Annotated in this window: 18 protein-coding genes and 1 tRNA gene; 5 read left to right on the top strand and 14 right to left on the bottom strand. The window is 39.2% G+C overall.

Translation table 11 applies throughout. From position 1 onward, the window contains the following. From AAEY68_RS17245 to AAEY68_RS17265, 5 genes are all read right to left on the bottom strand, one after another. A tRNA-Gly gene (locus AAEY68_RS17245) sits at positions 1-72 on the bottom strand. Between the two features lie 212 nt (positions 73-284). Continuing rightward, positions 285-830, bottom strand: coding sequence for a CDP-diacylglycerol--glycerol-3-phosphate 3-phosphatidyltransferase (gene pgsA / locus AAEY68_RS17250; protein WP_032827134.1), 546 nt, complete (start codon positions 828-830; stop codon positions 285-287). Between the two features lie 42 nt (positions 831-872). After that, positions 873-2,696, bottom strand: coding sequence for an excinuclease ABC subunit UvrC (gene uvrC, locus AAEY68_RS17255; protein ID WP_350586535.1), 1,824 nt, complete (start codon positions 2,694-2,696; stop codon positions 873-875). 9 nt (positions 2,697-2,705) lie between these two features. Next, a complete protein-coding gene (uvrY, locus tag AAEY68_RS17260) occupies positions 2,706-3,356 on the bottom strand; it encodes a UvrY/SirA/GacA family response regulator transcription factor (RefSeq protein ID WP_002963136.1) in 651 nt (216 codons plus the stop codon). A 108-nt stretch (positions 3,357-3,464) separates the two neighbouring features. Next, complete coding sequence (locus AAEY68_RS17265; protein WP_007587010.1) at positions 3,465-4,616, bottom strand: dicarboxylate/amino acid:cation symporter; 1,152 nt, start codon at positions 4,614-4,616, stop codon at positions 3,465-3,467. A 362-nt stretch (positions 4,617-4,978) separates the two neighbouring features. Between AAEY68_RS17265 and cysK the strand changes: the two genes are divergently transcribed. Both cysK and AAEY68_RS17275 read left to right on the top strand, forming a co-directional pair. Beyond that, positions 4,979-5,947: a cysteine synthase A gene (cysK, locus tag AAEY68_RS17270; RefSeq protein WP_002963138.1), complete on the top strand. Its 969-nt coding sequence runs from the start codon at positions 4,979-4,981 to the stop codon at positions 5,945-5,947. Between the two features lie 142 nt (positions 5,948-6,089). After that, entirely contained in the window at positions 6,090-6,524 is a 435-nt protein-coding gene (locus AAEY68_RS17275; protein WP_007587009.1) for a hypothetical protein, read from the top strand. A 76-nt stretch (positions 6,525-6,600) separates the two neighbouring features. Here AAEY68_RS17275 and AAEY68_RS17280 read toward each other — a convergent pair whose 3' ends face one another. After that, the gene (locus tag AAEY68_RS17280) at positions 6,601-8,877 is read right to left on the bottom strand and encodes an acyl-CoA dehydrogenase (protein ID WP_350586538.1); all 2,277 of its coding nucleotides are present in this window, start codon (positions 8,875-8,877) and stop codon (positions 6,601-6,603) included. A gap of 167 nt (positions 8,878-9,044) precedes the next feature. Here AAEY68_RS17280 and AAEY68_RS17285 point away from each other — a divergent pair, with 167 nt between their 5' ends. Beyond that, positions 9,045-10,892, top strand: coding sequence for a M2 family metallopeptidase (locus tag AAEY68_RS17285; RefSeq protein WP_350586540.1), 1,848 nt, complete (start codon positions 9,045-9,047; stop codon positions 10,890-10,892). Between the two features lie 67 nt (positions 10,893-10,959). On the opposite strand, the gene AAEY68_RS17290 is transcribed toward AAEY68_RS17285, so the two are convergent. The 8 genes from AAEY68_RS17290 to AAEY68_RS17325 form a co-directional block, all read right to left on the bottom strand. After that, positions 10,960-11,763: a putative porin gene (locus AAEY68_RS17290; protein ID WP_024608066.1), complete on the bottom strand. Its 804-nt coding sequence runs from the start codon at positions 11,761-11,763 to the stop codon at positions 10,960-10,962. A gap of 666 nt (positions 11,764-12,429) precedes the next feature. Then, complete coding sequence (locus AAEY68_RS17295; protein WP_024591302.1) at positions 12,430-13,224, bottom strand: putative porin; 795 nt, start codon at positions 13,222-13,224, stop codon at positions 12,430-12,432. A gap of 201 nt (positions 13,225-13,425) precedes the next feature. Further along, positions 13,426-13,800, bottom strand: coding sequence for a PH domain-containing protein (locus tag AAEY68_RS17300; RefSeq protein ID WP_007377979.1), 375 nt, complete (start codon positions 13,798-13,800; stop codon positions 13,426-13,428). Next, positions 13,800-14,708 carry an ABC transporter ATP-binding protein gene (locus tag AAEY68_RS17305; RefSeq protein WP_024594118.1) on the bottom strand — a complete coding sequence of 303 codons (909 nt, stop codon included), beginning with the start codon at positions 14,706-14,708 and terminating at the stop codon, positions 13,800-13,802. The genes AAEY68_RS17300 and AAEY68_RS17305 overlap by 1 nt, the downstream gene beginning before the upstream one ends. Beyond that, complete coding sequence (locus tag AAEY68_RS17310) at positions 14,705-15,532, bottom strand: ABC transporter permease (RefSeq protein ID WP_350586543.1); 828 nt, start codon at positions 15,530-15,532, stop codon at positions 14,705-14,707. The genes AAEY68_RS17305 and AAEY68_RS17310 overlap by 4 nt, the downstream gene beginning before the upstream one ends. Positions 15,533-15,675: 143 nt before the next feature. Next, positions 15,676-16,857, bottom strand: coding sequence for a cystathionine beta-lyase (locus AAEY68_RS17315; protein WP_197189002.1), 1,182 nt, complete (start codon positions 16,855-16,857; stop codon positions 15,676-15,678). Between the two features lie 9 nt (positions 16,858-16,866). Further along, positions 16,867-17,787 carry an NAD(+) diphosphatase gene (gene nudC / locus AAEY68_RS17320; protein ID WP_024594120.1) on the bottom strand — a complete coding sequence of 307 codons (921 nt, stop codon included), beginning with the start codon at positions 17,785-17,787 and terminating at the stop codon, positions 16,867-16,869. Between the two features lie 174 nt (positions 17,788-17,961). Further along, positions 17,962-18,465 (bottom strand): LabA-like NYN domain-containing protein, encoded by a 504-nt coding sequence (locus tag AAEY68_RS17325; protein WP_024594121.1) that lies wholly within the window; start codon positions 18,463-18,465, stop codon positions 17,962-17,964. A 150-nt stretch (positions 18,466-18,615) separates the two neighbouring features. Between AAEY68_RS17325 and AAEY68_RS17330 the strand changes: the two genes are divergently transcribed. Both AAEY68_RS17330 and AAEY68_RS17335 read left to right on the top strand, forming a co-directional pair. After that, positions 18,616-19,239: a hypothetical protein gene (locus AAEY68_RS17330; RefSeq protein ID WP_350586545.1), complete on the top strand. Its 624-nt coding sequence runs from the start codon at positions 18,616-18,618 to the stop codon at positions 19,237-19,239. Next, positions 19,239-19,982 (top strand): DUF3307 domain-containing protein, encoded by a 744-nt coding sequence (locus AAEY68_RS17335; protein WP_350586547.1) that lies wholly within the window; start codon positions 19,239-19,241, stop codon positions 19,980-19,982. Before AAEY68_RS17330 ends, AAEY68_RS17335 begins: the two co-directional genes overlap by 1 nt. Positions 19,983-20,078: the final 96 nt, after the last annotated feature.

Here is a 20,078-nt window from a genome sequence, read left to right on the forward strand (position 1 = left end):
GCGGTACACGAGGCTCGAACTCGTGACCTCGACCTTGGCAAGGTCGCGCTCTACCAACTGAGCTAGTACCGCATTTTATTTATCAGTTATTTGAATTAACACATGATGATTTATGTGAACATTCAGGTAACTGATTAATTACCGTTTTGTTTATCTCGGGGGCTATGCCCTCTCAACACGGACGCATTCTACAGAGATTATTAAACGCGTCAATACAAAAAATGCTAGTTTTGAACTGTTTGCTTGTTTTTTATCTAAAACGGTGCGTTATTATACATTTAGAGTTAATTTTTAGTCAATTCACCCCATGCTGCACGTAAATATTGCATCATAGAACTCAAGGTTAAAAAGGTCGCAATGTACAGTAGTCCAAAACTTAAATAGTTCATCCACGTATCATATTGCCAAATCAAACCGATAATGGCTAACATTTGTGCAGCCGTCTTTATTTTACCCATATTTGATACAGCTACATTACCACGCTTACCCTGCTCTGCCATCCATTCACGAAGTGCAGATATGATAATTTCACGGCTTATTATAATAAGAGCAGGTATTGTCATATACATTGACTGGTACTGATCAGATAACGCTACAAGTGCAGCACATACCATTACTTTGTCAGCAACAGGATCTAAAAAAGCACCAAAAGGAGTTGATTGCTCAAGCTTTCTTGCCAAATAACCGTCTAATATATCGGTGATCGATGCAAGCCAAAAAATAAAGGCGGCAGCAAAAAAAGCCCAGCTATAAGGCAAATAAAATATCACCAAAAAAACGGGGATAAGAAAAAGTCTAAATGTTGTGAGTGTGTTTGGAATATTCCACATAACTACTTGGATATGTCTTTTTTGCTATATTCGCATGTAGGGCTAGCCCTTGTCATGCAAATGGTTAAATATCTTCTCAGCCATGTCAGGGCTGATCCCAGGAACTTTCTTTAACTGTTCTATATTAGCAGCTTTTACACCCTGCATGCCCCCTAAATATTTTAATAATGTTTGGCGACGCTTAGAACCTACTCCATTTATTTCTTCTAGTAGTGATTGTGTACGTTGTTTTTGTCGTTTATTACGATGCCCTGCAATAGCAAAACGGTGAGACTCATCACGTATATGCTGAATCAAATGAAGCGCAGGCGCATCTGAATCCATCGAAATGGTTTTGCGTCCACCATCAATCAATAGTGTTTCAAGACCGGGTTTACGACTCGTTCCTTTTGCAACACCGACTAATAAAGGCATTTTAGTGTGCGGCCAATTAGAAAAGTACTGCTCAGCGCGTCCTAACTGCCCCTTACCGCCATCAATAAAGATAACGTCTGGAATTTTGTCTTCGTCTACTAACTTGTTATAGCGCTTGTTAAGTGCAAATTCCATTGCAGCATAATCATCGCCACCTGTAATACCTGTTACGTTGTAGCGCCTATACTCTTTTGTATTTGGGCCTTGTGAGTCAAATACAACACAACTTGCAACGGTGTTCTCCCCCATGGTGTGGCTTATATCAAAACACTCCATTCGGGTAATATCGTCAAGTCGCAGTGTTGCTTTTAATTGTGCATAACGTTTATTAATAGAGTCTTGGGTACTTTGTTTAACCGCAATACTGTTTAATGCATTTTTATTGGCCAGTTGTAAGTATTGCGCACGCTCACCACGAGTGACCACTTTAAGGATTACTTTGCGCTCACTTATTTGTGTAAGCGCTTCGCCTAGTGCCCCGCTCTCTTCTATTTCAAACGGTAATATGATTTCTTTTGCAATACGCCCTGTTGCTCCTGGCGCTAAATAGTACTGTCCTAAAAATGAAGTCAATATTTCTTGCTCACTCGAATCTTTAGGTACTTTTGGAAAATAGGTTTTACTACCCAGTACTTTATGATCGCGGATCATTAATAAATGAATGCCGTTTAACCCGTTTAAATGCGCAAAACCGACAACATCCATTTCTGCAAAGTTGCCAGAAATAAACTGTTGCTCCTGCATTTTACGAAGTAGCATTATTTGGTCGCGAACTTTTGCCGCCAATTCAAAGTTTAATTGCAGGCTGGCTGCTTCCATTTTTTTTATTAAATCAGCAATAACTTCGTGAGATTTACCCGTTAAAAATTTACGAACATAGTCAACTTGCTCACTGTAATCATCATCAGTTACTTTATTTACACATGGAGCTGAGCAACGTTTAAGTTGATATTGCAGACACGGGCGACTTCTTGCGCGGTAATAAGCATCTTCACATTGACGAACAGGAAATATTTTTTGCATTAAGCGCAAGCTTTCAGATACCGCTCCTGCGCTTGGGAAAGGCCCAAAGTACTCACCTTTAATTTTACGACTGCCACGATGAAATGCTAAACGAGGGTGTTTATGGCTAGTGAGTAAAATATAGGGGTACGACTTATCGTCGCGTAATAATATGTTGTACCGAGGCTGATATTTTTTTATTAGATTATTTTCAAGCAGCAGCGCTTCGGTTTCAGTATTGGTGAGGGTGACTTCAATGTTACAAATATTACTCACTAAAACGCGTGTTTTGCTATCGGTAATGTTACTTCTAAAGTAACTGCTCACACGCTTTTTTAGATGCTTTGCTTTACCAACATAAATAACTTGGTTGTCACTATCAAGCATGCGGTATACGCCCGGCTCACTTGATAGCGTTTTGAGAAAATGTACGTGATCGAATTCAGACATAAATTATAGTTAGTACGAAACGTCTATATCAATCATTTTATGACGAATAGCTAAATGGGTAAGCTCAACATCACCACCTACATTTAACTTTTCAAACATACGGTAACGATAGCTATTTACTGTTTTAGAGCTTAAATTTAAGCGTTCAGCTATATTTTGTGCTTTTTCACCTTTGGTGATCATAAGCATAATTTGCAGTTCGCGCTCAGATAAACTCTGAAAAGGGTTTTCATCTGTGCGGCCTGTCACTTGTGCAAGCGCTATCTGCTGTGCAATTTCAGGTGCAATGTAACGCTGACCAGCATGAACACAACGAATGGCACGAACCATTTCGTCAGAGCCTGCACCTTTAGTTAAAAAGCCATGTGCACCAATTTGCATTACCTTGCTCGGAAACGGGTCTTCACAATTAACAGTAAGCACAATAATTTTTACATCTGGGCAGTAACGACAAATCTTTTTAGTCGCTTCTAATCCGCCCATGCCTGGCATATTCATATCCATTAATACTATGTTTGGCGCATGCTGACGACAAAACTGTACAGCCTCTTCGCCAGTTTTAGCTTCGCCAATTACTTTAAACCCTCGTACGTCATCAAGAATACGCTTGATTCCTGTTCGTACAAGTTCATGGTCATCAACTAAAAGTACATTAATCAATGGAACATCCTCACTTACCTAACAACATGCAATTTAATTAAATTAATTTGCCACAGTAACATACATAAAGCGAAACAATAATTAATATTATTGCCTCGCTCTAATAGTTTAAGATGACGATTTTTCGCTAAATCTGTCAACCCATAACGCAATGATACCATCACCCGTTACATTACACGCAGTACCAAAGCTATCTTGTGCTAAATAAAGTGCAATCATTAATGCAACAGCACCTTCATTAAACCCAAGCATGCTTGTTAATAAACCAAGCGCCGACATGACTGCACCACCTGGCGCACCCGGTGCTGCAATCATTACTACACCTAACATCATAATAAACGGTAGCATACCCATCAATGAAGGAACTTCCATGCTTGGCGATAAAAACATAACAGCCATTGCACAGGTTACTATAGTGATAGTTGAGCCAGATAAGTGAATAGTCGCGCAAAGTGGCACTGTAAAGTTAGCTACATCTTCTTTAACGTTATTTGCTTTACTTGATTGAAGCGATACTGGAATCGTTGCTGCACTTGACATAGTACCTAACGCTGTAAAGTAAGCTGGTAGCATATTTTTAACTAATTCGATTGGATTACGTTTTAACAATATACCTGTCGCTATATATAAAACGCTTAACCATAACCAATGCATAACAAGCGCTGCAATTAGTACTACACCAAATGTTTGCAACGTATCTACCACAGTGCCTGCCACCGTCATTTCGGCAAATACGCCAGCAATGTAAAATGGTAAAGCAGGGATAATTACTTTTGATAATAACCCGTCCACTACATCACGACCCTGATCAGACACCTTTTTGAGCGTATCAAGTTCTAGTTGGCTCATGCCTATACCAAATACAAAAGCAGTCACTAATGCGGTCATTACACCCATCAGAGGTGGAATTTCTAAATCAATAAAACTACCTATTTCAGTAGCAACTTCTGCTTCAAATGTAATGCCACCACTTAAAAAAGGTATAACAGCACTTACTAATAAAAATGCAAGCGTACCTGCAATAATGGTAGAGCTGTAAGCAAACCCTACTGTTTTACCAAGTAAGTGACCAGACCCTTTTGGTAGGCCAGCAATACCCGATGCAATAAAAAATAAAATGATAAGAGGGATGGTAAAGGAGATAATTTGACCAATCAGCTCTTTTACTGTAAATAAAAGTTCAACACCAGTTATAGGTACATATAGTCCGACTAAGATACCGGCCACAATACCGGCAATTAATTTTAAGATTAACTTCATTGTGATTGCTTAATTGAATTTAGATACGTGTTTTTATCATGTTTTAGACGCATTGTGTGATAAAACTATTCAAGTTACATTCATATGCACAAATAACGAACAAATACAGCTTGATCCAATGCTCTTTCGAACATTTTTTGACTAAACGAGTTTTTACTCTTTAAATTTCAAATTAAGCCCGCACCTATAATAACTAAAGCACCGTTAATAATTGATTTTCATTTCGGCTGGTTATAAGCCCAATAGATATATGTTATAGCCAAACTTTACTTTAGTTTTTTTAAACTCACAGTAAAGTGTGTTTATATAGTTAGTAGCAAAGGCTATTAACACGTTGATCAGATTGCATCCAAAGGAACATTATGTCTACTATTTTTGAAGATAACTCACTAAGCATCGGTAATACACCGCTGGTAAAACTTAACCGTGTTACAGGTGGGAATGTATACGCTAAAGTTGAATCTCGTAATCCAAGCTTTAGTATCAAATGCCGCATTGGTGCATCGATGATTTGGGAAGCTGAAAAATCAGGTCAGCTTGTTGAAGGTAAAGAACTTATAGAACCAACATCGGGGAACACCGGTATTGCACTTGCATTTGTTGCAGCAGCACGTGGTTACAAGTTAACACTTACTATGCCAAACACCATGAGCCTAGAACGTCGCAAGCTATTAAAAGCATTAGGTGCAAATCTAGTGCTTACCGACGGTGCTAAAGGTATGAATGGCGCAATTGAAAAAGCAAAAGAAATTCAAGCAACAGCACCTGATAAGTATATTTTATTACAACAATTCGAAAACCCTGCAAACCCAAAAATTCACTTTGAAACAACAGGCCCTGAAATTTACGATGCGCTTGACGGCAAAGTAGACTTTTTTGTAGCAGGTGTAGGTACTGGTGGTACTATTACAGGTGTTAGCCGCTACCTTAAAACAGAAAAAGGTTTAAACGTTAAGTCTATTGCTGTTGAGCCAACTAACTCTCCTGTTATTAGCCAAACGCTTGCCGGTGAAGAAATTAAACCTGGCCCTCATAAAATCCAAGGTATTGGTGCTGGCTTTATCCCTGGCAACTTAGATATGGACTTAATTGATGGTGCCGAGCTTGTATCTAACGAAGACGCAATTGCAATGGCGCATCAGTTAATGAAAAAAGAAGGTATTTTAGTCGGTATTTCGTCAGGTGCTGCGGTTGTTGCAGCTAAGCGAATTGCTGAAAAACCTGAAAACGCAGATAAAAATATTGTTGTTATCCTACCTAGTGCAACTGAGCGTTACTTATCAAGCCCAATGTTTGATGAAGAATTTAGTGAGCAAGAGCTAGTACAATAAGTAATTTTAAGATTTTTAAAAGGATGCTTTAGGCATCCTTTTTTATTATTTATTATCCAATTTTCTATTTATTGCCCCCCATACCTTTACATCTTCCTAGATAAACCACACACTTTAGAAAAACTAATTAATAATAACTAATATGAAAAAAATCACGAGTTTATTAAGTTTGGTTATCTGTTTATTTTTATCAGCCTGTGGAGACGATACCAAAACACTTGGCGACACTCCTGGCGATACAGCAACCGCTTATTTTGATGCGCTTTATAACCAGCAAGACCTTCAAAAAGCCAGCACCATGGCAACACCCAATCTTACGCGCATCATGAAATCCTACGGCACTGCAAAACAGTTTTCCCGTAACTTAGTAAATATGCAATATGATGAAGTAACCATTGAAGTTGATATGACCAATATGAGCATCCGTGAACAATACGGTGATAACGCCAAAATAAACCTTATTTTTACCGGCTATTTAAATGGTGATAAAATTGACGAAATGCGCAGTGTAAAAATGCTTCGTAAAAAGGGCAAATGGTACATAGATAAAATAGTTGCCGACCCTTACGCTCGTTAAGATAAATGAATTAAACATAAAAAGGCCTTACATTTGTAAGGCCTTTTTCGCTTTAGTTAGTATTTAAAGTACTGCGCTACAGCTCACCTGGTTGAAAATTATCAACTGCAATGGCTTTCTTTCGTAACTTATTAGCGTGATGCATTGCATCAGCATCCGTTTGCTCTAATAACTTATTTTCAAGCGCATAATTTATAGCGCCTTCAATATCAAGCGTTGCAGGCACACTGCCCTTACGCTGCCATTGTTTTAGGTCTTTAAACTGCGCCTGCATATCATGCATAGCTAAAAATGCGCTTTCCATTACCCCTGTACCTGCATTTTCATCTACATAACATAAATGCGTTAAACGGTTTCTAAATACTCCAGGTTGAGTCATACGCTCGCAAATACTTTGTGCTATTTCATCACTTGGTCTGTGGTAATGATTTCCAAGCGGGAACACGATACGTTTAAGGGTAAAATTAACAACCGGATTTGAAAAGTTTTTAAAGAAGCCATTAAACGCTTGGCCAATTTCAAATAATGAGTTCTCAATTGCATATTTTACAAATGGTAAATCAGCTTGTTGGCGCCCTTCGTCTTCATAACGTTTTAAAACAGTTGATGCTAAGTACAAATGACTTAATACATCACCCAAACGTGCCGATATCATTTCTTTTCGTTTAAGCTCACCGCCAAGCATTAACATAGCCACGTCTGTGCAAATAGCTAAGCCTCGGCTCATTCTGCTCAGTTGCTTATAATAAACAGCCGTTTCACCACCTACAGGCGCTTTAACAAAGTAGCTACGTGTTAAGCCATGCACAAATGCCATGCCTGCATTACTTGCTGCAAATATAATATGGTTCATTAATAAACCATCAAATTGTTCAAGTGCTGCGTCGTCATCTTCCATTGCAGCGGCTTCCATTTCTTTTAAAACAAATGGATGACAGCGTGTTGCACCTTGGCCAAATATCATTAAGTTACGCGTTAAAATATTCGCGCCTTCAACCGTAATTGATACTGGGATACCCATATAGCCATGCGCCAAATAGTTATTAGGCCCTACTTGAATTCCTTTACCTGAATGAATATCCATTGCATCATTCATTACCGTACGACCCATTTCAGTCATATGGTATTTAGCAATCGCTGTTACAACCGACGGGCTTAATTTTAAATCAATCGCACCTGCGGTCATTAATCGGCACGACTCAAGTGTGTAAGTTAAACCACCAATACGTGCAAGTGCCTCTTGGACACCTTCAAACTGCCCTATAGATACACCAAACTGCTGGCGTACCATGGCGTATGCCGATGTCATTTTTGAAGCTAAATGTCCAGTTGCTGCACTTAATGCCGGTAGTGATATACCACGCCCTGCACTTAAACACTCAACAAGCATTCTCCAGCCACGCCCTGCACACTCTTGACCGCCAATGATCCAGTCCAGTGGTATAAATACATCTTTACCGTAAGTGGTACCATTCATAAAGGCCATATTAAGCGGATAATGACGCTCACCCGTTTCAACACCCGGATGATCGGTTGGTATTAGTGCACATGTAATGCCTAGCTCTTTCTTATCACCTAATAAAGCATCAGGGTCATACATTTTAAATGCTAAGCCGAGTACAGTAGCTACAGGTGCAAGCGTAATGTAACGCTTTGACCAATTTAAACGCAGGCCCATTACTTGCTCGCCATTGTGCTCACCCATACACACCACGCCCGAATCAGGAATGCTGCCAGCATCAGAGCCCGCCTCTGGTCCCGTTAATGCAAAACAAGGAACATCTGTACCATTAGCTAAACTTGGCAGCCAACGATCTTGCTGCTCTTTAGTACCATAGTGAAGAAGTAACTCGCCCGGACCTAAGCTATTAGGCACCATAACAGTGACTGCGGCTGTTAAGCTTTTAGTCGAAATTTTTGACACTATCGTTGAATTAGCAATTGCCGAGAACTCACGACCGCCAAATTTTTCAGGAATGATCAGCGCAAAAAAACCTTCTGTTTTTAGGTAATCCCACACTTCTTTTGGTAAGTCTTTGTCTTTTTGTACAATTTGATAATCATCAAGCATCGCCAATAAGGTTTCTACTTGGTTAGCCATAAATGCGTTTTCTTTATCGCTAAGCTCTGGTTTAGGAAAGCGGTGCAGTTTTTGCCAGTCTGGGTTACCACTAAATAACTCACCATCCCACCAAACATCACCTGCTTCCATCGCCTCTCGCTCTGTTTGCGATAATGGCGGAAGCACCTTTTTGAACATTTTAAACGTAGGACGACTAATCAAGTTTAGGCGAATATCTTTAACCGCAAAAATAACCACCACCACGACCAGCAATATTATAAATATTAACATGCGCACATTCCTTACACATTGAATGAAAATAGTAACTTAATTATGACCCATCTTAATTTAAATACAATCATTGCACGACGAGTCGTGAGCCTTAACGCATTCATTTTATTGTTTTAAACATCACTGCTATTATCAACGTTTTAATAACAATAAATTAAAGGAATAGCATGACCCCCTTTCGATTTAAACTAAGTATGAGCGCCTTAATGGTAGCAAGTACTCTTGCTTTAACGGCCTGCGATGCGCAAGTAACGATAGACACTACCGATTCACCACACACTAAAAAAGCTGTAACAGCTAAAGATGCAAAAACATTTATAACAAACACAGAAAAAGAACTGAGTGCACTTTATTTAGAATCGAGCCGTGCAGAGTGGATTTACGCAAACTTTATTACTCACGATACGTCGGCTCTATCGGCTGAAGTTAACCGTAAAATGACCGAAACAGTCGTGCGTTTAGCAAATGAAGCTGCAAAATACGACGAACTAGAGCTTGATTACGATGCTCGCCGTAAGCTTGATAAACTAAAACTAGCACTTACACTTCCTGCCCCACAAGACGCTGATAAAACAGCACAACTTTCACAAATTGTCGCAGAGCTTGGCGGGCTATACGGTAAAGGTGAATACTGTAAAGAAGACGGCACCTGTTTAAGCCTTGGCGACATGACTTCAAAAATGGCCACCAGCCGAGATTACAACGAACTACTTGATTTATGGCAAGGCTGGCGTCAAATATCAAAACCAATGCGCTCACTTTACGAGCAACAAGTAGTGCTGACCAACGAAGGTGCAAAGGAGCTTGGTTATGCCGATACGGGCGCTATGTGGCGCAGTAAATACGATATGCCTGCTGATGACTTCACCACTGAGCTTGACCGTATTTGGGGCCAAGTTAAACCACTGTATAACTCGCTACACTGTCATGTTCGCGCAAAGTTAGGTGAAAAGTACGGCACCGACAAAGTACCTCAAGATCAGCCAATACCAGCGCACTTACTTGGTAATATGTGGGCGCAAGCATGGGGTAATATTTACGATGTAGTTGCACCAGAAAACGCCGATCCGGGTTACGACGTAACCGAGTTATTAGCTCAAAATAATTACGACGAACTTAAAATGGTAAAAGGGGCTGAAAACTTTTTTACCTCAATGGGTTTTGACGCACTACCAGAGACATTTTACGAGCGTTCACTGTTTGTAAAACCAAAAGACAGAGATGTGCAGTGTCATGCATCAGCATGGAATATCGATAGCAAAGACGATTTACGCATTAAAATGTGTATTCAGCGCACAGGCGAAGAGTTTTCAGTTATTCACCATGAATTAGGTCATAACTTTTATCAACGCGCATATAACAAGCAGCCTTTATTTTATCAAGAAAGTGCAAACGATGGTTTTCATGAAGCCATTGGTGACACCATTGCCTTATCGGTTACACCGGGTTACTTAAAAGAAATCGGCTTACTTGAACAAGTACCTGATGAATCTAAAGATATTGGTTTATTAATGAAAATGGCACTTGATAAAGTCGCCTTTGTGCCGTTTAGCTTAATGGTTGATCAGTGGCGCTGGCAGGTATTTTCAGGGGAAGTAGCACCGGAAAATTACAATAAAGCATGGTGGGAACTACGTGAAAAATACCAAGGAGTGCAAGCTCCTATCGCACGTAGCGAAAATGATTTTGATCCGGGTGCTAAGTACCACGTTCCGGGTAACACGCCTTATACACGTTACTTTTTAGCGCATATTTTGCAATTTGAGTTTCATCGCAGCTTATGTGAAATTGCCGGTAACGATAAAGCCATTCATCGCTGCTCTATTTATAACTCAAAAGAAGCAGGGGATAAGCTAAACGCTATGCTTGAAATGGGTTCGTCTCGCCCTTGGCAAGAGGCGCTTGAAACTGTAACAGGTAAGCCGCAAATGGATGCAACAGCAATGCTCGATTACTTTGCACCATTACAAACTTATTTAGATAAACAAAACGAAGGCCGCAACTGCGGCTGGTAAATAGCGCTGAATAAAAAGCCCGCTCAAATGAGCGGGCTTTTTATTCATATTCTAATTTTCTGTTAAATTAGAACTGTAAGCTTACATTTGCAAAGTAGGCATCATAATCAGAATCATCCCAGTTATTGCCGTAACCTGCTTCTAAACCAACATTGTTGTTGAAAAAGTGTTGAGCACCAAGAGTGTAATCATCATTTTTATTAACTGTAACAAAAACCGATGTTGCTTTGCTGAAATAGTAGTTAGATGCTAATTCCCAGTTACTTGAACCGCCATCAACATCTTCAAATTTACCTTCAACAGTCAAGTAGTTACCTTGCTGTAAATCAACAAAGTACTTAGCTGCTACTGCACGGTAATCAAACTCATCATCTGCTGTTACTGTAAAGCCGATGTAATCAGTGCTGTTTAACTGATGGTTATATGCTAAGTCAAACACAAACTGATTGTCAGCATCTTCTACATCAACAAACGTTGCTTTTAATACAAGGTTTGGATTAAAGAAGTAACCCGCTGAAAGTTCAATTACATCCGTGCTTGAGCCAAAATCACTATCGAAATTATTGTACTGTGCACCTAATACAAAATCTTCTACAAAATACTCACCGCCAACGCTAGTAACATCTCCAAGATCATTATCACTGTATGCACCATAAACATTTGTTTGCTTATTGATGTATTCAAATTGATCGTAAGGACCTAAAGTCGCTTTTGGAGAAAAATAATATGTTGAGTCAACACTTACTGTGTCATCACCATCTACGTCCACATATCCTACATGGCTGATTGATTGGTAAGTATCTGCGGCTATTGCAGTGGTTGCAGCACTTGATAATAAAATGCTCGAAATGATAACGGCTAATTTTTTCATTTTAAATTCCCTATAAATATTACTTTTTATGCCTCAGCTGTCTAGCCAAAGTCGGGGCGCATCCTAACGCCAAAAAAATGAACAAAAACTGAATAAAAGGTCAGATTAAACCCGGCGGAGTTGTAATAATTTATATGCAAATGTAAATACAAAGTATCCATCAAATTTACAAGACAATATCATGTCATCATTTAAATTTAAAAAGTAACAAATGCGGTACAAACTGTCGCTAAATTGAACACAACTTAATTATTCGATAAACCTCATCAATATAATTTCCTCTCACTAAATTTTTCTAATTTCTCAAAAAAATTACTCTATTTAATTCATTATTTCTGTATTTATAATGAAAAATAGGTTTGTATCCGTGCATATTTTTATCTGTTTTTTCCAATAACCATTGTTTACTAGCAAAAACAACTCCAATACTTACTATTTTATAGCTATTATCATCGGCTGCACTTAATGACTTTAGTAATAATTAAGCCATTCATGGCGACTCTATTTATAACTTAAAATGAGTTATTTAGATGAGCAAAATAAAGGCCATAATTATGGCTGGTAAAAGTTTATAGTTAAAAGCTCAAACGTTTAAAAACGACAAAGCCCGCTAAATTTAGCGGGCTTTTTAATATTACTTTTGTATTAACTAAGTACGGGACTTAATTAAAACTGAAAACGCATGTTAGCAAAGTACGCATCGTTATCAGAATCATCAGCGTTGTTTTCGTAACCCACCTTTACACCAATATTTTTATTGATGAAGTGTTGAGCACCAAAGCTGTAAGTGTCTTGCTTGTTGTAGTTAGCAAATACAGATGTTGCCTTTGAAAAGTAGTAGTTAGTTTCTGCTACCCATTGGTTTTGGGCATCATCAATGCTTTCGTATTTACCTTCAAAAGTAAGGTAGTTACCTTGCTGTAAATCAATAAAGTATTTAGCAGCTACTGCACGGTAATCAAAATCGTCGTCTGATGTAAGTGTAACACCTACGTAATCAGTGCTGTTTAGCATGTAGTTGTAAGCTAAATCAAATAATGCGTAATCATCGCCGTCTTTGTTTTCAACTAGTGTTACTTTTGCAAGTAAATCAGGGTTGAAAAAGTAACCACCCGTCAGTTTATAAAGCTCACTGTTAGAACCTGAATCTGGGTCTAGGTTTTCGTAAGATGCGCCAACAACAAATTCATTAATGAAGTATTCACCACCAACTGATGTTAAATCGCCAAAGTCGTCATCTGCGTAGCCACCATATACGTTAGTTTGTTTATTGATGTATTCAAACTGATCGTACGGGCCTAAAGTTTTTTTAGGAGATAAGTAGTAAATAGAATCTACAGCAACGGTGTCGTTGTTATCGCTATTTTTATAGCTTAGGTTACTAATTGAATTGTAGCTGTCTGCAGCAGCCGCAGTGCTAGATAATAAAATGCTCGAAATAATAACTGCTAATTTTTTCATTGTAAGACTTCCCTATGTACATTGCTTTTTATGCTCTAGCTGTATTGCTAAAGTCGAGGCACATGCTAACGTTAGGAAACTGAATGAAAACTTAACTAACCAGTTGTATTTATTAAGTTAATTGTAAGGAAGTGTTGTAAACTGTAAAATTAAAGTAGTTGCAACATCTAGTCAACAACTACTTAAAACATGTACCGCAGCTTAAAGCGCGTGTTGGCTAATAATACGATAAACATCGTTAATATTATCGCCAGACTTAAACTCTTTACTAATTGGTGTTGGATCTGAGCCAACCCATATTTTTAGCTCGGCATCTAAGTCAAAATGGCCTGCACTTTCTTTACTAAACTTGGTAATTTTAGAGTAAGCAATACTCACCATTTCCATTTTAGAGCCGGTCATACCTTGCTTATCAATTAAGATTAAGCGCTTATTAGTAAAAATAAACATATCACGTACTACTTTATATGCTTTTTCTACTTGCTCGCCGTCAATTAATGTATTGGCGAGGATTTTCTCTAAATCAGAATCGTCAACTTCGCTTGCATTACCCATAAGTCCGCTAAGTAAACCCATTATACTTTCTCCTGTTTAAATATTTGATTCTCTAATGTGTGACCATTAACTAACTGCCTGTACTGCCAGTGTTGCTGATGACAAAAATTCAGTAGTGCAATATCAAGTGGATCGCTCGTTGGCTGATACTCAACAACATATTCTTTATGTTGGCTCATATACACCCGGCTCACCCCTGCAATTGCTTGAAGCTGTTGCTCAACATTTTGATAAGCTTCGCTTAGCATTAATGTATAAAAGTGTTTATCGGTATTGTTTGTTTTTGTTTGATGCTCGCTTAGTACGCCTTTATCTAAATGAAGCACCTGTGAGCATAGTCGTTCAAGCTCAGTTAAATCGTGAGAGCTTAAAATAAACGTAGCCTGTTCACTTAATTCAGATACTAGCTCGCGTACTTCTCTGGCATGAATCGGATCAAGCCCTGCGGTTGCTTCATCAAGCATTACAATTTGTGGCGCGCCAATAAGTGCTTGCGCTATCGTAACGCGCTTGCGCATACCGTGCGATAAATCCCCCGCACGCTGCTTTGCAATTTCTTTTAAGCCAACCAAGTCAAGTACACGTAGCGCCTCAGTTTGACTTTGCTTAGCATCCATACCTTGCAGTTTTGCATAAAAAGCGAGTTGCTTATCTATATTAAAACGAGGGTCAAGTTGCGCGTCTTGCGGTAATGCACTTACTTTATTAAATAAAGCAGCGCTCCCTGGCTTATGCCCTAATATTTCAAGGCTGCCTTTACTTGGCGCTATATAGCCGCACAACAAACTAAATAAGGTGGTTTTACCCGCACCATTTGGCCCAACAAGCGCCACTGGCGCGCCTTTATTAATCTCAAAGTCCACATTATTAAGCGCAAGTTTTGCACCATACGATTTACTCAAACCGCTGGCTGTAATTAATGGTCTCATAGTGAGCTCCTTGCAAAAATACGTTGAGCAACGCTTAGTAACACCGCAGTTTGCACAAGGGGAATAGCCACAGCGCTTAATAATGGTAAATTTTGCCCCGCTAATAACTCTATTTGCACACCCGGAAATAAATAATCAAGCAAGCCTAATGCGGGTATTTGCCATTGCAATATACCAACTACAATACCGCCTGCTGCAAAGTATAAAATTGCCAATACAATAGATAAACGCGATGAGCGAGCAAAGGTATTTATTAACGTCATAAGTGCTACAAATGGACACAGAGTAATCACTAATATTAAAAATATAGAAAGCGCACGGGCAAAACCACCAGCCAGTAAACTTGGATCTCTAAACCCTAGTACAGCAAGCGTAGCCACAAGAGTAATGCCCACTAAGCAGGCTAATACCGCTAATTGCCCTAAAAAACGACCAAACAGTATTTCAAAGCGAGTGGAGCGCAGTGATAAAAACCTTAGTGTGCCGCGCTCTCTATCGCCCACCGTTTGGTCGCTACAAATAAATAAACCAAAAACAGGAAAGCTATATAAGGCTATTAACCAGTACATAGCAAATTCGGCCTCAGGCCAATCAAGCAGCTTACTTAAACCAATGGAGCCTGATATATCAAGGGCTATTTGCTCAAAATCGGGTGCACTTACAATGCCTACTGCCTGCCCTATTGGGTAGCGCAGTATTATTAGCCACACCAATGCAAAGGCTGCTAATGCAATAAGTCCACGTTTTGTTAAAAACATACGTACAAGCTCAAATCCCGCTATTTGCGTTAATCGCCCTACGTTTATCGGTAATGGTGTTGCCATTGACTATCCTTAATGACTTTTTATTTTCTGTGTATTTATCCACACTAAGTGTAAACACCTTGAATTACCAGCAAAAAAAAGCCCACCTATGGTGAGCTTTGTAACAATACATTTAAATGTAACAGCATAAATTGCGATATAAATTATAAATGCTGCTTATAAACCTCAAGTGCTTGGCTTAAATCGCTAATTAAATCTTCAACATCTTCAAGACCAATATGCAAGCGAATAACCGGGCCTAAATCCCAACCTGTATTTGAACGCAGCCCTTTCATAGTTAAATTAGCGGTTACTAAACTTTCAAAACCGCCCCACGAAAAGCCCATTTTAATATGCTCAAGGCTATCTAAAAATGCATCAATCGCTTTTTGATTACCGGTTTTCATCACAAATGAAAACAACCCATTACTGCCATCAAAATCACGTTTAAAAAACTCATGCCCTGGGCAGGTTTCAAATGCAGGGTGGCGAATATGATCAACAAGCTCATGTTGTTCAAGCCATTTAGCTACTTCTATTGCTGCTTTTTCATGTTGATTTAAACGCACACCCATTGTACGCAGGCCTCTAAGCGCTAAATACGCATCATCGGCACTGGTACATTGCCCTAGTAAGTACGAGTTTTCGCGCAAGGTTGGCCAGTACTTTTTATTAGCAACAGCCACCCCCATCATCACGTCCGAATGGCCGACAATATACTTCGTTGCAGCCTGAATACTAATATCAACACCGTGCTCTAGCGGACGATAATGCAAACCGTTGCCGTAGGTATTATCAAGTATGGTCATTACGTTATGCTCATTGGCTACTTTTACCATAACAGGCACATCTTGCACTTCCATCGTAATAGAACCTGGAGATTCTAAAAACAATACTTTGGTATTTGGCTGAATGTAGTCTTTAATACCTGCGCCAATGGTTGGCGGGTAGTAGGTTGTTGTAATGCCCAGCCCCACTAAAATTTTATCGCAAAAATCGCGAGTTGGTTCGTACACGTTATCAACCATTAAAATATGATCACCGGTTTTTAAAAACGATAAAAATACTTGGCTAATCGCCGCCGCGCCACAAGGGTATAGTGCACAGCCTTCGCCGCCTTCAAGTTCTGTAATCGCTTCTTGTAGCGCAAAGTGTGTTGTTGTTCCCCGGCGCCCATAAAATAACGTTTTATCGCCACGGGTTTTAGCAGCTTCTTTTAAATCTGCTACAGTATCAAATACAATGGTAGATGCACGCTGTACAACGGGATTTACTACGCCATGTGTATAGGCTTTTTTGCGCCCTGATGATACCAGCTGAGTGTTTTTATTACTTTTACTCGACATTGTTAATCCTTAAGGGTTTGTGCGCCAATGCTCAATTAAATAACGAGAGATAGAGTCGGTTCTAGGCAGCTTTAAATGCTCCCCTTCTTCGTGCCAATTACCAAATTGCTCTAAGTCTTCACGACTAAACCATTTTGCATCGTCTAGCTCTTCTTTATCTACGTTAATTTGCTCAGATGTCGCCTCTGCAAAAAAACCAAGCATAATGGACGATGGGAACGGCCATGGCTGAGATGCAACATAACGTACGTTATCAACCTCTATACCTGCCTCTTCTTTAACTTCACGCGCAACAGCTTGTTCCAGTGTCTCCCCTGGGTCTACAAATCCAGCAAGCGACGAATACATACCAGTGGGCCACGCGGCTTGGCGACCTAATAAACAGCGTTCTACTCCGTCAGCAAAGACTTTAGTAACCACCATAATTACCGCAGGATCGGTGCGCGGGAATGTAGGATGCTTACAGTTTTCGTTTTCACACACTCTAGAGTGCCCGGCTTCCACTGAACGGTTTTTACTACCGCAGCGCCCACAAAAACGATGCGTGGCATGCCAATAACATAACCCTCTCGCAAGGGCGGCTATTGAGGCATATTTAATGGTTACTTGAGGCCCATATTGGCGAATATCAAAAAACTGAGCGCCCTCTATTAAAGGCGTAAGTACGCTTTCATCCAGATCAGAAACATCCAATGCAAACACACCATGTTTAGCATTATTTAAACCAACAAAAATAGCACTCGTTAAATCTAAATGCGCCACTTGTTGATACGTTAAATAGCTTACTTTAGGGGTATCTTTAATAAATAGGGTTTGATTATTTTTAACTAAAACCCATTTACTTTGCGCCGACATTTGCGCTTTAAGCCACGATGGGTCTTTACGAAAATTTGAGCCTCTGTCTAGTGGCATGTTGCTATAATGAAGCATGTAAGTCCTTGGTAACTCGTTATGCTTTAAAATTACCATAATCATTTAGCAAACCCAATTGATTACAGTAATAAAAAAAGCCTATATAAGGCTTAATTCATCTATTACGGCTTTGTATTAAAATCTCTCATGTTGCAGGCACTTAGCTTGCACTTTTTTAACTATTTTTTACTGTTAAAGTAGCAAAGTATTATCAATTAAATGAAATTGCTCAGCGCTTTGTTTTAATACCTCTGCAGTTAACCGGTCAGCACCGTAAACATCGCACGGTACATTATATTGATTTTTTAAATGCCCAAGTAACAAAGCAAAGTCACCATCGCCAGAGAGCAAAATAACCTTATCAAGATTCTTACCCTGCTCTAACATGTCTATTGTTATGCCTACATCCCAATCGCCTTTAGCACTTCCATCACGGCGTTGAATAAATGGCTTTAGCTTTACGTCAAAACCAATCGCACGCAAAATATTTTGAAACTGATTTTGCTTTTCATCTCCTCGATAAATAGCATACGCAAAAGCACATTCAATATTGTATTGTGCCTGCATTACCCGCCAAAACGCATTGTAGTCAAAGTTTTTTCCGTAACTCTCGCGGCACGTGTAATAAATATTTTGCACATCAACAAAAATACCTACGCGTGGTTTCGTGCTTTGCTGCTCGTTTTGTAAAGTCATTTAGTGTCCTAGTGAGGATTAATAGCAATAAAAGTAACGTTATAAAATAAGTGTACCTTGCAATTTATATTTAAGTAACCTAAATTAGTTACATACCCTTATGTAACCAATATTGGTTACATATTAAAAAGTAACCATTTTGAGATTTTTATGATTGGTGTGATCAGCGGCGATATTATTAACTCGCAAACAATCCCTAAGCAGCAATACGATGCCATGCTTTATCAACTAGAGCAAAGTTTGCGAAACATTTCGGGGGAGCAAACACTTTGGAATATATACCGAGGCGATGCCTTTCAGTTACAAGTTAATAATCCTGAGCTCCTTTTTAAAAATGCCATACTTGTATATTTACACCTTAAATCGTCAGGTTATGAGCTACGGCAAAGCTTGGCACTTGGGCAAATAGATAACCCACGTAGCGATATAAAAACAGCAACCGGTTCTGCTTTTACCCTTTCGGGGCAAGGCCTTGATAAAATAGGTAATCAACGCTTTGTTTTTAATATTAATGAGCAGCAGCTTGATGAAAGCTTAAATCTTAATTTAGCCTTTGCCGACGTCTTACTCACTAAAATCACGCAAAAACAAGCAAATGCCCTGTATGTCTATTTAACATCACCAGACAACAGCCACGCGGCACTGGCTAAAGAGCTTAAAACAAGTCGCGAAAATGTAACAAAACTACTAAATTTAGCGCACTACCAACTTATAGAACGCTTTATTAAGCACACACAACACGTTATAAAAAATATAATTAAAGGAGGTGAATAATGGAGTTTTCACTTTTACTGGTCGCGCTTATTATTGGCCACTTACTCGCTGATTTTTACTGGCAACCTATGAGTTGGGTAAACGACAGAAATACCCGTCACTTTAAAGCCAGTAAGCTTTATTTTCATGTACTAGTGCATGGTGTAACAAGTGCACTCATTATTACCTTGTGGGAATACACATTCGGGTGGCAGCAACTAAGCAGTGTTTTAATTGCCACGGCGAGCATTATGCTGAGCCATTACTTTATTGATATAGCTAAATCGTATTCTAATAAAGGCGTGGTGCCTTTTTTACTAGATCAAATAGCGCACATACTCGTTATTATTGCGCTCAGTATTTGGCTAACTGATAACAATAGCTTTATGGCTGCAATTAATAATATGCTCACTGATCCCAAAATACTGTGGGTGGTATGCGGTTATTTAATTATTTTAAGTCCCAGCGCCGTATTTATAAGAATGATGTTAGAGCGTTTAACAAGTAACTTTTCAAGTACTGGTAGCTTACCACTTGCAGGGCAAAGCATAGGTATGCTTGAGCGCGTACTTATGCTGAGCTTTATATTGCTTGACCAATTTGCAGGGCTTGGCTTTTTACTTGCGGCAAAGTCGGTATTTAGGTTTGGTGATTTAAGTGCAAGCAAAGATAAAAAACTTACCGAGTACGTCATGCTAGGCACATTACTTAGCGTAAGTGTTACTTTATTTGTCGGCTTGGGTATTAACTATTTAATTAGGTAGGCAATACAGTAAGTACAAATTACAGACAATAAAAAACGCGCTACTTCTATTTATTTAAAGAAGGGAGCGCGTTTTTTGTATCAACCTTTAACCAAG

Source organism: Pseudoalteromonas sp. RB2-MNA-CIBAN-0110 (genome assembly GCF_040309305.1).
Taxonomy (GTDB): domain Bacteria; phylum Pseudomonadota; class Gammaproteobacteria; order Enterobacterales; family Alteromonadaceae; genus Pseudoalteromonas; species Pseudoalteromonas arctica.

Excerpts from the sequence above, each read along its gene's own strand:
- pgsA (WP_032827134.1), bottom strand. The coding sequence starts at position 830 with ATGTGGAATATTCCAAACACACTCACAACATTTAGACTTTTTCTTATC.
- uvrC (WP_350586535.1), bottom strand. The coding sequence starts at position 2,696 with ATGTCTGAATTCGATCACGTACATTTTCTCAAAACGCTATCAAGTGAG.
- AAEY68_RS17265 (WP_007587010.1), bottom strand. The coding sequence starts at position 4,616 with ATGAAGTTAATCTTAAAATTAATTGCCGGTATTGTGGCCGGTATCTTA.
- cysK (WP_002963138.1), top strand. The coding sequence starts at position 4,979 with ATGTCTACTATTTTTGAAGATAACTCACTAAGCATCGGTAATACACCG.
- AAEY68_RS17275 (WP_007587009.1), top strand. The coding sequence starts at position 6,090 with ATGAAAAAAATCACGAGTTTATTAAGTTTGGTTATCTGTTTATTTTTA.
- AAEY68_RS17280 (WP_350586538.1), bottom strand. The coding sequence starts at position 8,877 with ATGTTAATATTTATAATATTGCTGGTCGTGGTGGTGGTTATTTTTGCG.
- AAEY68_RS17285 (WP_350586540.1), top strand. The coding sequence starts at position 9,045 with ATGACCCCCTTTCGATTTAAACTAAGTATGAGCGCCTTAATGGTAGCA.
- AAEY68_RS17290 (WP_024608066.1), bottom strand. The coding sequence starts at position 11,763 with ATGAAAAAATTAGCCGTTATCATTTCGAGCATTTTATTATCAAGTGCT.
- AAEY68_RS17295 (WP_024591302.1), bottom strand. The coding sequence starts at position 13,224 with ATGAAAAAATTAGCAGTTATTATTTCGAGCATTTTATTATCTAGCACT.
- AAEY68_RS17300 (WP_007377979.1), bottom strand. The coding sequence starts at position 13,800 with ATGGGTTTACTTAGCGGACTTATGGGTAATGCAAGCGAAGTTGACGAT.
- AAEY68_RS17305 (WP_024594118.1), bottom strand. The coding sequence starts at position 14,708 with ATGAGACCATTAATTACAGCCAGCGGTTTGAGTAAATCGTATGGTGCA.
- AAEY68_RS17310 (WP_350586543.1), bottom strand. The coding sequence starts at position 15,532 with ATGGCAACACCATTACCGATAAACGTAGGGCGATTAACGCAAATAGCG.
- AAEY68_RS17315 (WP_197189002.1), bottom strand. The coding sequence starts at position 16,857 with ATGTCGAGTAAAAGTAATAAAAACACTCAGCTGGTATCATCAGGGCGC.
- nudC (WP_024594120.1), bottom strand. The coding sequence starts at position 17,787 with ATGCTTCATTATAGCAACATGCCACTAGACAGAGGCTCAAATTTTCGT.
- AAEY68_RS17325 (WP_024594121.1), bottom strand. The coding sequence starts at position 18,465 with ATGACTTTACAAAACGAGCAGCAAAGCACGAAACCACGCGTAGGTATT.
- AAEY68_RS17330 (WP_350586545.1), top strand. The coding sequence starts at position 18,616 with ATGATTGGTGTGATCAGCGGCGATATTATTAACTCGCAAACAATCCCT.
- AAEY68_RS17335 (WP_350586547.1), top strand. The coding sequence starts at position 19,239 with ATGGAGTTTTCACTTTTACTGGTCGCGCTTATTATTGGCCACTTACTC.